The 14,790-nt window shown below is 67.2% G+C and carries 16 protein-coding genes; 8 read left to right on the plus strand and 8 right to left on the minus strand.

Features of this window, described 5'->3' with window-relative positions:
- Positions 1 to 309 precede the first annotated feature (309 nt).
- Positions 310 to 1,293, minus strand: coding sequence for an aldo/keto reductase (locus tag ITJ55_RS00630; RefSeq protein WP_194593667.1), 984 nt, complete (start codon positions 1,291 to 1,293; stop codon positions 310 to 312).
- Between the two features lie 89 nt (positions 1,294 to 1,382).
- Here ITJ55_RS00630 and ITJ55_RS00635 point away from each other — a divergent pair, with 89 nt between their 5' ends.
- Positions 1,383 to 1,796: a MerR family transcriptional regulator gene (locus ITJ55_RS00635; RefSeq protein WP_194593668.1), complete on the plus strand. Its 414-nt coding sequence runs from the start codon at positions 1,383 to 1,385 to the stop codon at positions 1,794 to 1,796.
- A 319-nt stretch (positions 1,797 to 2,115) separates the two neighbouring features.
- Here the strand turns inward: ITJ55_RS00635 and ITJ55_RS00640 are convergent, their stop codons facing one another.
- The gene (locus ITJ55_RS00640; RefSeq protein ID WP_194593669.1) at positions 2,116 to 3,543 is read right to left on the minus strand and encodes an alpha/beta hydrolase; all 1,428 of its coding nucleotides are present in this window, start codon (positions 3,541 to 3,543) and stop codon (positions 2,116 to 2,118) included.
- 73 nt (positions 3,544 to 3,616) lie between these two features.
- On the opposite strand from ITJ55_RS00640, the gene ITJ55_RS00645 reads away from it, so the two are divergent.
- Positions 3,617 to 4,219, plus strand: coding sequence for a TetR/AcrR family transcriptional regulator (locus ITJ55_RS00645; protein ID WP_194593670.1), 603 nt, complete (start codon positions 3,617 to 3,619; stop codon positions 4,217 to 4,219).
- A gap of 35 nt (positions 4,220 to 4,254) precedes the next feature.
- Here the strand turns inward: ITJ55_RS00645 and ITJ55_RS00650 are convergent, their stop codons facing one another.
- Positions 4,255 to 4,866 carry a TetR/AcrR family transcriptional regulator gene (locus ITJ55_RS00650; RefSeq protein WP_194593671.1) on the minus strand — a complete coding sequence of 204 codons (612 nt, stop codon included), beginning with the start codon at positions 4,864 to 4,866 and terminating at the stop codon, positions 4,255 to 4,257.
- 185 nt (positions 4,867 to 5,051) lie between these two features.
- On the opposite strand from ITJ55_RS00650, the gene ITJ55_RS00655 reads away from it, so the two are divergent.
- The 5 genes from ITJ55_RS00655 to ITJ55_RS00675 all read left to right on the plus strand — a co-directional run bounded on the left by ITJ55_RS00655 (position 5,052) and on the right by ITJ55_RS00675 (position 9,436).
- Positions 5,052 to 6,353, plus strand: a complete 1,302-nt coding sequence (locus ITJ55_RS00655; RefSeq protein ID WP_167627359.1) for an MFS transporter — start codon at positions 5,052 to 5,054, stop codon at positions 6,351 to 6,353.
- The gene (locus tag ITJ55_RS00660; RefSeq protein ID WP_194593672.1) at positions 6,350 to 7,528 is read left to right on the plus strand and encodes a serine hydrolase; all 1,179 of its coding nucleotides are present in this window, start codon (positions 6,350 to 6,352) and stop codon (positions 7,526 to 7,528) included. The genes ITJ55_RS00655 and ITJ55_RS00660 overlap by 4 nt, the downstream gene beginning before the upstream one ends.
- 28 nt (positions 7,529 to 7,556) lie before the next feature.
- Positions 7,557 to 8,516: an alpha/beta hydrolase gene (locus ITJ55_RS00665; RefSeq protein WP_194593673.1), complete on the plus strand. Its 960-nt coding sequence runs from the start codon at positions 7,557 to 7,559 to the stop codon at positions 8,514 to 8,516.
- 105 nt (positions 8,517 to 8,621) lie between these two features.
- Positions 8,622 to 8,894 carry a hypothetical protein gene (locus tag ITJ55_RS00670; RefSeq protein WP_194593674.1) on the plus strand — a complete coding sequence of 91 codons (273 nt, stop codon included), beginning with the start codon at positions 8,622 to 8,624 and terminating at the stop codon, positions 8,892 to 8,894.
- A gap of 83 nt (positions 8,895 to 8,977) precedes the next feature.
- Positions 8,978 to 9,436, plus strand: coding sequence for a hypothetical protein (locus ITJ55_RS00675; protein ID WP_194593675.1), 459 nt, complete (start codon positions 8,978 to 8,980; stop codon positions 9,434 to 9,436).
- An 8-nt stretch (positions 9,437 to 9,444) separates the two neighbouring features.
- On the opposite strand, the gene ITJ55_RS00680 is transcribed toward ITJ55_RS00675, so the two are convergent.
- Positions 9,445 to 9,798 (minus strand): helix-turn-helix domain-containing protein, encoded by a 354-nt coding sequence (locus ITJ55_RS00680; RefSeq protein ID WP_194593676.1) that lies wholly within the window; start codon positions 9,796 to 9,798, stop codon positions 9,445 to 9,447.
- Between the two features lie 66 nt (positions 9,799 to 9,864).
- On the opposite strand from ITJ55_RS00680, the gene ITJ55_RS00685 reads away from it, so the two are divergent.
- On the plus strand, positions 9,865 to 10,707 hold the full coding sequence (locus ITJ55_RS00685) for an NAD(P)H-binding protein (RefSeq protein ID WP_194593677.1): 843 nt from the start codon (positions 9,865 to 9,867) through the stop codon (positions 10,705 to 10,707).
- A 193-nt stretch (positions 10,708 to 10,900) separates the two neighbouring features.
- On the opposite strand, the gene ITJ55_RS00690 is transcribed toward ITJ55_RS00685, so the two are convergent.
- The 4 genes from ITJ55_RS00690 to ITJ55_RS00705 form a co-directional block, all read right to left on the minus strand.
- On the minus strand, positions 10,901 to 12,352 hold the full coding sequence (locus ITJ55_RS00690) for a PepSY domain-containing protein (RefSeq protein WP_194593678.1): 1,452 nt from the start codon (positions 12,350 to 12,352) through the stop codon (positions 10,901 to 10,903).
- A 50-nt stretch (positions 12,353 to 12,402) separates the two neighbouring features.
- Positions 12,403 to 13,641 (minus strand): Dyp-type peroxidase, encoded by a 1,239-nt coding sequence (locus ITJ55_RS00695; RefSeq protein WP_194593679.1) that lies wholly within the window; start codon positions 13,639 to 13,641, stop codon positions 12,403 to 12,405.
- Positions 13,638 to 14,186 carry a copper chaperone PCu(A)C gene (locus ITJ55_RS00700; protein WP_194593680.1) on the minus strand — a complete coding sequence of 183 codons (549 nt, stop codon included), beginning with the start codon at positions 14,184 to 14,186 and terminating at the stop codon, positions 13,638 to 13,640. Before ITJ55_RS00700 ends, ITJ55_RS00695 begins: the two co-directional genes overlap by 4 nt.
- Before the next feature lie 41 nt (positions 14,187 to 14,227).
- Positions 14,228 to 14,790 (minus strand): copper resistance CopC family protein (locus ITJ55_RS00705; protein ID WP_194593681.1); only part of this gene is annotated, 563 nt, incomplete at its 5' end.

Raw genomic sequence — 14,790 nt, forward strand, 5'->3', positions numbered from 1 at the left:
CCTCGGCCGTTGTCATGGCTGTGTTCATGGTTGTGGTGTGGATTGCTCTGTCGATTGCGGCCCTCACGTTGCGACCCCGAGTGCGGCAGGAAGGGCAGGCTCATGGAGCACCAGATCCGGCCTGACGACATCGACCTGCCACCCACTCAACCCATCGACATCAGTCACGGGCTGACGCACGGTGATTCGGCAGAACGGTAACGGAGATCGCTAGAGCGACGTCGTAGACGGTGCCCGTTAGGGGATCGGCCATCGGACACCGAGGTCACCTGCCGAACGTGCTTTGTGCCGAGGGCATCTGAGTGTGAGTCAGCCGCGGTCGCGAGCCATCCCTGCCTCGGTGTTGCGCGTCCCGGTGGCGACTCCGTGCGGTGAGGCTGCTTCGATGCGTTCGAGGTCGTCTGGGGTGAGTGCGAGATCCGCGGCGGCGGTGTTCTCCTCGGCTCGGGACGCCTTCGTGGTGCCGGGGATCGGGACTGTTCCTGCCTGGATGAGCCACGCGAGTGCGAGCTGTGCCGTGGTGACGCCCTCCTCGTCGGCGATGGCCTTGAGTGCCTCCACGATGCGGAGGTTCGCATCGATGGCCTGGTCGGAGAACCGGGGGAGGTTCCGTCGGGCGTCGCCCTCGGGCAGGTCGTATTTCCTGGTGAGGGTCCCGGAGAGGAACCCTCGGCCGAGCGGCGAGAAGGGGACGAACCCGATCCCGAGCTCGCGTGCAGTGTCGAGGACGCCGTTGTGCTCAGCGTCGCGCTCGAAGAGGCTGAACTCGGACTGGATCGCGGTGATCGGGAACGTCGCGTGCGCCCGCCGCAAGGTCTCCGCTGAGGTCTCCGAGACGCCGATGTAGCGGGCCTTGCCGGCGGTGACCGCTTCGCTCATCGCGCCGATGGTGTCCTCGATGGGCACGTTCGGGTCGGCGCGGTGCAGGTACCAGAGGTCGACGTGGTCGGTGCCGAGGTGCGTGAGGGACCGGTCGATCGCGCGCCGGGCGTGTTCGGGGGAGCCGTCGAGGCCGATCGGGGTGCCTTCGTCGGTGAAGTCGCTGGCGAACTTCGATGCAACGACCACCCGGTCCCGGTCGGCACCGAGGGTGCGGCCGAGCAGCTTCTCGTTCTCGAACGGCCCATACGCCTCGGCGGTGTCGAACAGGGTGACCCCGAGGTCGAGAGCGCGGCGGATGGTTTCGACGGAGCCGGCCTCGGTGGCGCCTCCGTAGAAGGCGCTCATGCCCATGCACCCGAGGCCGAGCGTGGACGTGACGAGGCCCTGGGAGCCGAGAGGGATCTGCTGCATGGGAGTTCTCCGTTCACCGCCGGGTCGACCCGGATGTCCTGACTCTCGACCCTGGTGCGCACACCATGTCAAGTGGGAGACTCGGGCCCATGCTGCTTCCCGAGGTCCACGTCGACGAGCTCGTCACGATCAGTGCCGCGGCGGATCTGCTCGGCATCACCGTCGACACGATCCGGTACTACGAGAAGGAGGGCATCGCGCCGGCACCAGCGCGCGGCCCTGACGGGTGGCGCCAGTACGACACGGCTGCGCTGAGCTGGCTCGCCGGCACGGTGATGCTCCGCGGCACGGGGATGAGCGTGCAAGAGATGCGCGAGTACGCCGCCGCGTACCGCGCGGGTGCTGACGATGCCGAGCGGCTCGCGCTCCTCGAACAGCACCACGCGGCCGTCCTCGAACGACAGGCCGAGGTCCAGCGGCACCTCGTTGCGTTGGAGCGCAAGATCGCCGCATACCGCCAGGCCATCACCGCGTCGAGAGCGGCCGTGCAGCCCGCGGCCTGATCGCGCTGTCCGTTAGGGGATCCTCGACCGGCACCGTGGCTCCGGCTGGATAGCCTTGATCGATGATGTCTCAGCTCAGTCAGCTTGCCGGACTATCCGCCGGTCTCTCAATCCTGACCTCGTTTCTCGTGGTCATCGTCTTGGCGTTGGGCGCATACGCCCTCGTCCTCACGATTAGGTTTCTTCGATCGCGACTCGAGCAAGACGGCTCAATACAGAGCGGTGACGATTCCCGATAGACCATCCCCTGGTGGGAAGCCCCGGTATCGGACCGGGGCATCCCACCAGCATCGGATGCACGGCGGCGTGAGGTGAGTGGTCAAAGACCGAGTGCTGACAAGAACGCGAGCTTTTTCTCGTTGTACGTGTCGGTCCATTTGCCCGGCATCGCCATGTAGCCGTGGCCCAGAATCGCCGAGCTCGCCGGCGGAACGTCGACGGCGTTCGTCACTCCGAGCTGGTCGAGGCGTTCGTGCAGGTTCTCGGCCTGATCCGGGAACGTGCCGGTGTTCCCGTCCGCGATGAACGTGGCGGGGAAGTCTGCGGTCACGTGGTTGGTGACGGATGCTTCCTCAATCAGGGCCGCGGAGGTGCCCACGTAGCTGCGTGCAGACAGTCCGAAGATGAGGTCCTTCACCGGTTGCGGCGTCTGCGTCTCGCCTGTCTTCTCCAGCTCGAGCGCAGGACTGTCGAGCATGACTGCTCGCAGAGCGTCACCTATGACCGGTTCCACTCCGATACTCGCGGCATAGGTCGGGTTGGTCTGGATGTTCGCGAACTGGCCGGCGAGCTGGCCGCCGGCGCTTCCTCCTCCGATGACGACGTCGGACATGTTCAGGCCGTACTGCTCGGCATTTTGCCGAAGGAAGGAGACTGCCTGCGAAACTTGTTTCACCTGTGTGGGGTACTTGACGGTCGGGGCAAGGCCGTAATCGAGGCTGACGAAGTTGAACCCACCGTCGAGGACGGGGTCTGTGGTGACGGCAAAACCGCCACCGGGTGCGTTCGGGTCGCCGTCGGACTTAGTCCCACCGATCCAGCCGCCACCGTGGATGTAGATGTAAGTGGGCCGCTTGACCGATGCGTCGTCATCGGCGATGTAGATGTCGAGATAGCTGCTGGGGTACTCATCGCCGTATCGGACGTCGCTCGTGAGCCCATCTCCGTTCGCTGTCACGCTGACAGCTCCCTCGGGTCCTCGGGGTTGGAACGATGGTGTCTGACCGGCGGCGGCTTGGATCGGGATGGCCACCGCCGCGGGTGCCGCGGCAACCAGGAGCACGACAGTGGAGGTCACCGCGGCGATGACGACGAGGAGGCTGTTCACGACGCTCCGCAGGGTGCTGAGAAGGGATCGAGTAGACGCAGTGACACGCTCCTGCCTGAGGGCGCGGCGACGCGTCCTGCTCAGCTTCCAGAAACCGGCGAAGCACGAGAAGGCAACCAACAGTGCAAACCCCAGGGCCACTGCCCACGCGGGGTACCAGGCGGTCACGAGCCACGCGATCTGCGCGCTGGCGCTGATGATCGCCGAGAGGATCGTCACCCAGGCCGCCTTGCTGCCCCCGGGGCGGCGCCAGGCCACACCTGCGGCCAGCAAGCCCACGAGGAGCAAGGCTCCCGCGGGGGGGTAACGGACGAAGAACGGTTCGGCCCAGGCAACGAGGAGCACGTAAAGGCCACTGGTGAGCAGCGCCCAACGAGTCCAGCGGGGGCGTTCGATTCGGGCGAGGGTCGGGTCGACCATGAGTCCTCCAAAATTGCGGTTGACTGCAACTATACTCTTTAGTGCAGAAGTACAGAAGAGGTAAGGTCGGCGTATGGCTGCAACTTCGCTGAGGGAGCGCTCGAAGGAGCGCCGGTACCGTGCTGTTCTCCTTGCCGGCATGCGGCTGTTCGCCGAACAGGGCTACGACGCGACGACAGTGGCGCAGATCGCTGAGGAGGCGGAGGTGTCGACCCGGTCTGTGTCGGCGTACTTCCCGACGAAGCTCCACATCGCCACGGCGTCCTCGTCCGCGGCGGCTGATCGCTTGATCCTCGCGTTGCGCTCACGTGACGAGGGCGAGTCGATCGTCGATCGTGTCGTTCAGTGGCTCCGCGAAGAACCGGCTTTTGTTCCGGAGGAGGAGTGGCGGCTCAGAGCCGCCATGCTTGAGCGGAATCCGGTGCTGCAGGGGTCCGGACCAGAGGATTCCCCTCCCCTCCTCGCCATCGCGGCCAACGCGATTGCGGAAGACCTCGACGTCCCGCCGGATCACCCGGGGGTGCAGATCACCTTGGGCATCGTTGCGGGGATCGTCGTGCGGGTGGAGCTGCTCGTCGGATCACACCGCGAGGACGATGAGACCCTGAAACTGATTCACGATGCCCTCTCAGGTGCTATCGATGCGGTCAGGAGAAGCAGCCGGTCTTCGGACTGATCGCGAGGTCGCGACGCCCTCGAGGCATTGTGCGCTCAGGCGCGCAGGAACGCTAGGAACCCGTCGAGGTGCGCGGCGACGTCGACCGTGGGGTCATAGAGCCACTGCATCTGGAGCCCGCGCGCCATGGCGGTGAGTTGACGCGCGGTGAGGTCGAGGTCCAGGTCCGCGCGCAGACGACCCTTTTCCTGCTCACGCTCAAGCTCCCGACGAACGTCGGCATTGAACAGATCGATCCGGTGGTGGGTGAAGTCGTGCCCCGGGTGGTCCTTCCGAATTGCCTCCGCCTGCATGGTGGCGTCGAGCTGGATCAATCCCGGAAAAGCCTCGTTCTGTCGCACGAGCTCCGGGAGTGCAGCCAGCAAGCCCCGCTCGGAGAGCGACCGCTCCAGTAGGGGCCGGTCCCGCTCCGCCTGACGGTCGAAGACGGCCTGCAGCAGGTCCTCCTTAGAGGGGAAGTGGTAGCTGAGGGCGGCGTGACTGACCCCGAGCTCCTCTGCGATCTTCCGCAACGACAGGCGCTGGAAGCCGTGCGTCGCGAATATCTCGAACGCACGGTCGATGAACAGGTCTCGCCGCTGCAGTCCGTTCGCGTATCGTCCGCGCCGCTTCGACACGGCCGGCTGTTCCGTTGCCTCCGGCGCCATCTGCTCTCCTTCGATCCGCGAGACCCGCGTCCTGCACCTCATCCTCGCACGAACATTTGCCAAACCGAATAATTGCCGCCCCGAATGCTTGCCATCCTGGACAATTTTGATCTACTGTCAGCCGCAGCCGGGTTCGCCGGTACCCACGACGAGGCCTCGCCTCGATGTCTTCGAAGGAGAAGGTCATGACAGAAGCGATTCCGGCGCCCCCTCGCGCGGTGAACGCCTGGTGGGTGGGGACAGTGGCCGGCATGGCGTCCTTCGTCGATGGCGCGGCCCTGAACGGTGTCGGTTTCGCGTTGGTGATTCTCCAGCAGACGATCGGTCTCACCCCCGGGCAGATCGGGGTGCTCACCAGCGCACTCACCTTCGGGGTGGCGGTCGGCGCTCTGATCGGCGGTCGCCTTGGCGACCGCTTCGGGCGGCGTCGGGTGTTCGTGGTCACGATGATCTTCATCGCCCTCGGCGCATCGGTCCCGATCGTGGCCACCGCGTTCCCGCTGCTGCTGCTGGGTCTGGGTGTCCTCGGTGTAGCGATCGGGGCAGATATCCCCGTCTCCCTCGCGACCATCGCCGAAGCGGCGACAGATCAGAACCGCGGCAAGATCCTCGTGATGTCCAACCTCCTCGCCGGAGTCGGCATCGGCGCCGTCGTCCTCGTCGCCACCCTCACCGGCGGGACCGGGATCTTCGCCGCGCAGGCCATCTTCGGCCTCATCGCCGTCGTCGCGGTCATCGTCCTCGCGCTGCGACTTACGATCCCCGAATCCACCAGCTGGCGAGCTGCTCGCCTGGAACAGACACAGGGCGTGCACACCGTGCGCGCTGACCGCTCGAAGCTGCGGGACCTCATCACGCCCCCGCTGCGCTTCCCGTTCCTCATCCTCGTCGGGTTCTTCACGCTGGTGAGCATCCCGATCACGCTCTTTGGCTCCTACGCGGCCTACATCGGAGCGAACTTCACCGGCACTCCCGTGTCCGAATTCTCCGTGTTCGTGCTGTTCCTCGTGCCGCTCGCGATCATCGTTCAGGTCATCTTCATGCGAGTGGTCGACACCCGTTTCCGCCTCACCTTCTTCATCCTCGGCGGAATCCTCTACGTCGCGGCATACCTCATTCCCGTCATCCTCGGGATGAACCTGGCCACGCTCGTCACCACGGTGCTCGTTTCCGGCATGGGCACCGTTTTTTGCGGAGAGCCCATCTTCCGCGTGTGGGTGAACGAGGCGTTCCCGACCATGCTCCGCTCCACCGGCCAAGGCGTCATCTTCGCCATCGCCCGCCTGGTGCCAGCACTGCTCCTGGTCCCCGTGCCGTTCCTTCTCTCGAGCTCAATCAACGGCTTCCTGATCGCCCTCTCCGTCCTCGCCGCCGCCGGGATCGCCGTCGGCTGGTTCGGGGTGCGCAGCGGACGCCTCATCAACGAGTTCCACCACGAGACCGAGAGCATCGACATCACCGCCGCCACTTCGTCCTCAGCATCATGACCACCCCCACCCAGAAGGCCTCCACGCCACCCATGAGCACTTCCGCCCCCACCATCCACGGACACGTCGAACCCGGATTCCAACGCGTCGCCGACGCGTTCACTCAGAACTTCACCGAACGCGGCGACACCGGGGCTGCCTGCACCGTCTATCTCCACGGCGTCCCCGTCGTCGACCTCCACGGCGGCACCTTCCGCCACGGACCGTGGACGGCCAACACCCGCAGCATCCTCTTCTCCGTCAGCAAAGGCGTCACCACCATCTGCCTGCTCATGGCCGTCGAAGCGGGCCATCTCACTCTCGATGAACCGGTCGCCACCTACTGGCCGGAATTCGCCGACCACGGCGAGAGCGCACTGACCGTCCGGCAGCTCCTCGCGCACCGCGCCGGACTCATCGCCCCCGACGAGCCCCTCACAGTGGAGGACCTGCGCGCGTGGCATCCGGTCACCGAGGCCCTCGCCCGGCAGAACCCGCTCTGGGAGCCTGGGACCGCGCACTCATACCACGCCCTCACCTTCGGCTGGCTCGCCGGTGAAGTCCTCCGTCGCACCACCGGACTACGCCCCGCGGACTGGCTCCACCAGCACATCGCCGGCCCCCTCGGCCTCGGACTCACCTTCGGGACCGACCCCGACACCGACCCGGACTTCGCGCTCCAGGAGCAGCCACTCCCCGACACCGCCGCACCACCGTGGAAGAGCCCGAACATCGACATGCTGGCGCGCGTGATGGGGATGAACGGAGCCATCGACGGCCTCAACCTGTTCGGCTCCGCGAACACCCCCGACCTTCTCGGCTTCGAGATTCCCGCTGCGAACATCGTCGGCACCGCCCACGACATCGCCCGCCTCTACGCCGCGACGATCGGCGAAGTCGACGGGATCCGCTTGCTTCAGCCCGCCACCACCCGCGACGCCCGCCTCCCTCAATCGGTCGGCGCGCCGTTCTTCGGACCCGACTCGGGGCTTCGCTGGGGCACGGGATTCATGCTCGACTCCGCCCCCCGAGGTATGGCCGGCCCCGGCAGCTTCGGCCACGACGGAGCCGGTGGTCAGCTCGGCTTCGCGCATGCCGAATCCGGTGTTTCCCTCGGATACGCGACAATCCGCCCCGGCGGCTACCCCGACGACCGCGCCGAGGCTCTCTGCCGCGCACTGCGCGACAGCCTCTGAAACCCCACTCTTCGAAGGAGAAGAACTCATGCCGCTCGACCCGTTCCTCGTTCCCCTGCTCGAGACCATGCCGACCGTCCCCGCCGAGATCGAGGACATCGCCGCATTCCGCTTGCAGGAGAACGCAGGCGCCGCCGCACTCGCCGAGCAGCTGCTCGAACCCGCCCCACCCGTCCGAAGCAAGCGCACCGTGACCCTCCCCGTCCAGGACGGGGAGATCACTCTTAACGTCTTCCACCCGGACAGCGACGGCCCCCACCCCGTCCACCTCTACTTCCACGGCGGCGGCTGGATCGGCGGCACCATCCACTCGATGGTCATCGACATCCTCTGCCAGGAACGCGCCGCCGGAGCGGACTGCATCGTCGTCGCCGTCGAGTACCGCAAAGCCCCCGAACACCCCTTCCCCACCGCTCTCAAGGACAGCTACGCCGCGCTGCTCTGGGTCGCCGAGAACATCGAGAACCTCGGTGCCCGCGCCGACCTGATCACCGTCGGCGGAGGATCAGCCGGCGCCAACCTCGCCGCCGCCCTCTGCCTGAAAGCCCGAGACGACGACGGTCCCGCGATCGCCTTCCAACTGCTGGAAGTCCCCTCGCTCGACTTCACTTTCAGCAGCCCCTCCATCCGCCGAAACGCCACCGGCTACGGACTCACCGAACAGACCCTGCACCTGTGCCGACGCCTGTACCTTCCGTCCGAGGCCGACGCGACCAACCACTACGCATCACCGCTGCTCGCCGAGAACCTCAGCGATCTGCCCCCGGCGCACATAATGTCGGCGGAATACGACCCCATCGTCGACGACGGCGCACGCTACGCCGAACGCCTCACCCTCGACCGAGTTCCCGCAACGTTCTCCCTACAACTCGGGCACATCCACGGGTCCAGCGCCTTTACGAAAGTCATGGCATCCGCCCGAGCCTGGCGAGAAGAGGGACTACAAGCCCTGCGAGCGGCCCACGCTCGAAAGTCACCAGTGAGCTGAACCGCGCCGGTAGGCCATCGGCCACCGGCCACATCCATCAGTCTGTTGGACGACGGGCATATCGCGGGCATCCTGGTGCGCGAACCGGCGCGCTATGGTCCAGGCATGACGCGTCGTGCCGGTCTGACTTCCCGCCTCGTTCTGGTTGCCGGCTTGGCCGCGTTGGTTGTGGGCGCCGTCGTCCTCGCCATCGCGGCGGCGCAGCCGGTGTCCTTCGGGTGGTTCGCCTATGCGCCCCTGTCGGACACGACGTTCACCGCCGAGGGTGTGCACATGTTCTCGACCGCAAGCCTTGTGGGCGCGGTCATCGTCGTCATCAGCTTGCTCGTGCTGGCAGCATGGCTCGGATACCGACAGGGTGTGCGCCGCAAGCCTTGACGAGGCGTCCCGATAGGGGATCGGTGACCGGGCCCTCGCGGTGGGGCGTCGCGACGAGGTGCGCTTCATGCCATCCTTCGATCGTGCGCCCTCGATCGCTCTGCCTGCTCGTCGTGTCCCTCTGTGCTGTCAGCCTCGTCGGGTGCTCCGAGGATGATCCCGGTGGCCAGGCCGACGACATCGCTCTGTGGCTCGACCAGGCGCCTTCAGTGGTGCAGGACGACGGCGACGCGCTGGCCGTCTTGGCATCGCTCGTCGAACGGGGCGAGGAAGCAGACGGCGACCAGATCTCGGCGGCCTTCAAGGAGCCCGTGACGATCAGGCGAGTCGAACTCGAATGTTTCGGCGACGGATCCGTCGAGGGGCTATTCGGTCTGACGTCGGCTGCGGGTGCCGTCGACACGACGTCCGCCCGTGCGAACTGCGCCGAGGGCGTGCTCGAGCTGGACATCCCGGAGTCGTTCCGCGAGGGTGTGACGAAAGTCACCTTCTCCTCGGTGGCGAGCACCGAGAAGGGCGCTTGGCGCGTCATCGTCCGATAGGGGATCGGCTATCGAGGCGCCCTTTCTGGTTCCAGAGTCAGGGGTTGCGGGACAGACAAGGCCCAAGCGTTCATCGACTCGAGCACGGGTCGGAGGCCTTTGCCCGTCTCGGTCAGTTCGTAGACGACCCGGGGTGGGATCTCGGCGTAGACCGTGCGGGTCACAAGCCCGGAGGTCTCGAACTTGCGGAGGCGGTTGGTGAGGGTGTGCGCACTGATGCCCGGCAGCGCCTCCTTCAGCTCGGAGAACCGGGCCGGACCTGCCAGGAGCTCGCGCACGATCAATGTCGCCCACGGCCCGTCGAGGAGCGTCAGGAACTTCGCGATGCCGCAGTTGGGCCATACATCCCCACAGAAAGCCATGAAGGTCGACCCTAGCCCAATAGTGCAGTTGACGTAACCGGTGCTGTCCGTGCACTAATAGCTCCTATGACCTATCTCATTCACGGCGCCACGGGTGCCCAGGGTTCGCCCGTCGTCTCCGCACTCCTCGCCGCCGGCGCGCCTGTCGCCGCCGCCGTCCGTGATCCCTCCGCGTACGCAGGTGCTGCCACGCCCGTCGCCGTCGACCTCACATCGGTTGAATCGCTGACGAAGGCGTACGAGGGTCTCGACGGTATCTTCGTCCACCTCACCGTCGGTTCCCCCGATATGCAACGCGCGCAGGCCGAGGCTGTCGTGGCGGCCGTCACGGCGGCTCGACCGGCTCGCGTCGTCGTGTCGACCAGTGGGGCGCAGATCGAGGGGGCCGGAAGCAGCCCTATGGATGTCCTCGTCCGGGGTCTCGAGGCCACCGGCGTCTCCCTCGCTGTCGTCGCGCCGCGCCTGTACCTCGAGAACCTCCTCCTGCCACCGGTGACCGCCGGTGTCGAGCAAGACGGCGTCCTCCGCTATCCGATCCGCGGCGACTACGCCGTGTCCTGGAGCTCACACCTCGACGTGGCGGTCGTCGTGGCGCACCTCCTGCAGGATTCCTCAGTCACCGGCGTCGTGGGCGTCGGAGCCCTCCCGGGCCTTCTCGGCACTGACCTGGCCGCAGGGTTCGCGGCCCACCGTGGCGGTGACGTCCGTTTCGAGGCGCAGACCCCGGACGGCTTCGCTGCGGTCATCGAGCCGCTCTTCGGCGCCGAGGGCGCGGCACCGGTCGTCGCCTCGTACCGCTGGCGCGCAACGCAGGAATCGGAGGTGATCGACGAGGCCACGAGCGCCCAGACGCGGCTCGGGCTCGTGCCGCGCACGGTGGAGAAATGGCTGGCCGACGTCAACTCCTGATCCACTATCTGGTCGGTGATGGCCGCTGCACGACTCAGGGTGTATCTAGTCGGATAGCGGTCATCTTCACCTCTGGAGGCTTGATCGCCCATGGCCCCTCACCGCGGGAATGACGGGATGCGTTCCAGTTCTCTGGGGTGCGACGGCGACAAAACTGCGGGGCCCACGTGGGCGCACCCCGACTTGTGAGTTGCTAGCGGGCTGCGGCGCGTGATCGTGTCGCGGTGACGATGGCGTCGACGACGACGAACCCTATCAAGGAGATCCCGAGCAGGGGCAGGAACCATCCGATGCCGGCAGCGACGACGATGACTGCAGCGGTGCCCCACCAGGGTGCCCGGGCGAGGGCCCCAGCGGCCGCGGGCTTGCCGACGAGGGCTCCCGGGCGGGTGGGGCGGCGCTTCCACCACATCAGGTACCCGAAGACGACCATCGTCGCGATCCCGAGGGCGGTGATGACGAGGACGATCTGGTTGGCGATTCCGAACTGCTGGCCCATGTGAGTGTCGATGCCCCACCGGGTGAGTTTCGCGGCGAGGGTGAAGTCCTTGAAGTCGGTGCGGTCGACGACTTCGAGGGTGTCGCCGTTGATGGCGACGGAGTCGACCTCAGTGGGGTAGCTGCGTTGTATCTCCTGCACGACCCAGGCGGTGTCGGCCGTGGTCGGAGGGGTGATCTGCACCAGGCCGGTGTTCACGTTGACGCTTCGCGCGACGCCGAGGACCTCGTCGAACGTGGTCGGCTCGATCACCGGTGCCTCGGCATCGTCCGTCGCAGGAGCGGCGCCGTGGCCGGGGTGCCCTGCGTGGCCGCCGCTCGCGGTGGGGCTGGCGGTCTCGGTGAGGGCGGTGTCGACGGCGGGGGTGCCCCAGTCGAGCGCTGCACGCAGCTTGTCGACGTTGGCGCCGCCGTAGGTGGACCAGGTGATCCCGGTTGCCGAGAGGAACAGGGCCCCGACGAGGAGCCAGATCCCGGTGGAGGCGTGCCAGGAGAAGATGCGCCGGTACCCGGTGACCTTGTTGTTGGGGCGGACCATGTCGCGCCGGGCCCGGCGGGCCTTGCGGTAGCGGATGACCCAGAGGGCGGCACCGGCAAGGACGACGACACCGAGCCAGGACGCGGCGAGTTCGGAGTAGAGACGTCCGGCGTCGCCGAGGTGGAGGTTGCGGTGCAGGTGATCGACCCAGGTGCGGATGGGGAGGGCGCCCGAGGTGCCGTAGGTGGTGAGGTCGCCGCGGATCTCGGCGGTCCCGGGGTCGACGAACACCGACCGGGTCTCGCTCTCGCCGAGCCCGGTGCCGGTGAACATGACCCGGGTCGTGCCGCCGGGCTCCGGGGCAGGCCGGACAGCGACGAGGGTGTCGTCGCCGGCGTATGCCTCGGCCGCCTCGACCTGCTCCGCGAGGGGAAGCGTGGTCGAGGTGACGGGGGCGTGCAGCTCACGGTCGTAGACGACTTGCTCGATCTGCGGGGTGACGGCGTACGCGGCACCGCTGAGAGCGGCGATAAGGATGAACGGGCCGACGAGGATGCCGGCGTAGAAGTGCAGCCGCAGCAGCAGCTGCCCCAGCCACCCCTTCGAGGTGCCCGGGCGCGGGGGAGGGGTGTCGGAGGCCGGGGTTCGGCGCTGCAGGGTCTCGGTCATGGTGTCTTTCGTGGCTCGTGAAGGAGGCGGTGCGGTGACGTGCGGGAGGGTCAGAAGAGGGTGTCGCCGATGTAGCCGCTGCTGGTGCAGCCGGGCGGCATCGCGAACACGGCCGACCCGACGGGGGTGATCCACTCGTTCAGCAGGTCCAGATCGCTCAGACGCTGTTGCAGGGGGACGAACTGGGTGGTGACGTCGGCTTGGTAGGACACGAACAGCAGCCCCGAGTTCGACACCGACGACCCTGGGGTAGGTGCGTCGTCGTAGTTGTAGGCGCGGCGGAATATGCGCTCGTCGGGGTTGTCCGACCGGGCCCGGCGCATGTGGGAGAACTCCGGGATCACCGGGAACCCGATCGGGGTCTTCGCCTCGAAGTCCGCCTCATCGTGCTCGTTCACCCCGGTCAGCGGTGCCCCGTTGGCCAAGGTGCGGCCGACGGATTGCTCGCGGCCGGACCGGTCGAGCTTGTCCCACTTGTCGAGGTCCATCGAGATGCGGCGGAGCACGAACCCGGTGCCCCCTGCCATCCAGGCTTGACCGGTGTTCCGCCAGACGAGCTGGTCGAAGTCCGCCGTGCCGGGTTCGAGGTTGACGGTCCCGTCGACCTGGCCGAACAGGTTCCGCATGGTGGTGCCCTTCAGCTCCGACCCGGAGGCACGCCGGAACCCGGTCTGGGTCCACCGGAGGGTGGCGAAGGAGCGGGTGTCCTTCAGCAGCATCCGGGCCGTGTGGGCGACGGTCATCGGGTCGTCCGCGGCGATGTGCATCAGCAGGTCGCCGTCACCGTAGGCCGGGTCGAGCCGGTCGACGCTGAACGCCGGCAGCGGCCCCAGCCACGACGGGACCGCCCCGGCACCCGCAGCCCTGGTGACGAGGCCGGGCCCGAACCCGAAGGTGACGGTCAGTCGTGCGGGGACGTAAGCCAGCTCGGGTTCGCTATCGGCGAGGGCTGAGTCGCCCTGGCTGAGGCGGGCGGCGTCGTCGGTGAGGACCTGCATCATCCGCCGCAACGCCGCCGCATCTGTCCCCGGGAGCAGGTCGAGGGCGTAGTAGACGGCGTGCGCTTGGGGGGCGGTGTCGATGCCGGCCTGGTGGGTGCCGTAGAACGGGATCGTCTCGGCACCGGAGAGCTTCGCATCGGCCGTCTCGGCGGTTGAGGTGTTGCCTCGGGCTGTGTAGCTGAGGCCGATGGCGCCGGCGGCGCCGAGGCCGGCGGCCGCCCCTCCGAAGAGGAGATGCCGCCGGCTGACGCCCCGAGGAGCTTCGTCAGGAGTCGTGTCGGGGGTCACTGGTCCGCGTCCGTGCCGGACATGTCCATGTCGGACATGTCGTCGCCCTCATAGGTCTCGTTCGCACCCGAGTAGTCCTTCGCGGGAGCGGTGAACTCATACGTCGACCCGTCGGTGAGGGTGAGGTTGAACCCGACCTCGTCACCGGCCGTGACGGGAGCGTCGAGGCCCATCATCATGAGGTGGTTCGCACCGGGGCTAAGTTCATAGGAGCCGCCGGCGGGGATGACGAACCCGCCCTTCTTCTCCTGCATGACCATCTCGCCGGCGTCGTTGGCAACGGTCTCGTGCAGCTCCATCATGGGCGAGGCGTCGGACTCTGCCTTGACGATGGTGACGTCCTGGTCGGAGTCGTTCTCGAGGGTCCCGAACGCTGCGGACATGCCGGAGTCGGCGGCCTTGACCCAGGCGTCGTCGATCGACAGCGAAGCCGCTTCGGTGTTGGTGTCCGCCTCGGCGGTGTCCTGGCTGGCAGCGCTGCACCCGGTGAGGGCGAGCAGGAGAACAGCGGAAGCGGCAAGGCCGGTGGTGGTGAGGGTACGCATGGTGATCCTTTTCTGTAGGTGATGGTGGTGGGTCAGGGAAGTCATGAGGTGCGGCGGCTGCGGAACCAGAGGACGCCGCCGCAGACGGCGACCCCGGCGACGGCTCCGAGGAGCCCGATGACGACGGTGGAGGACACCGTGCGGGTCGTCGACGTCGCACCAGACGCGGTGCCGTCGTCAGGGCCGGCCGCAGCAGGGTCGGCGGTCGCCTGGGTGTTCGAGCCGGTCCCTGTGCCGGTCTCTGGGCTGGTGTCGGCAGTGAGGGTGGCGGTACCGACGGCGAAGTCGTAGACACCGGAGATGGGGTGGCCGTCGCTCGACACCACGCGCCACCGCACCTGGTAGACCCCGTCGGGCATGCCGGGCTTGATCGCCTGGGTGGCGTTCGGTCCGTCGAGGGCGACGGGGCCGTCGGCCCAGTCCTTGTCGGTGTCGTCCATCACGAGCACGACGGCGCCGACTTCGATGAGAGAGTCGGTGTAGACCATCGACACCTCAGCCGGGGCTGTATCGACGTGACCGTCCTCGCTGGGAGAGGTCGAGATGATCTGGTCGTGCGCCTCCGCCGGTGATGCGACACCCACAGCGGCGGCGATCGCGAGCA

Origin of the sequence: Frigoribacterium sp. VKM Ac-1396, assembly GCF_015350895.1 — a bacterium.
In the GTDB taxonomy this organism is placed as follows: Bacteria; Actinomycetota; Actinomycetes; order Actinomycetales; family Microbacteriaceae; genus Frigoribacterium.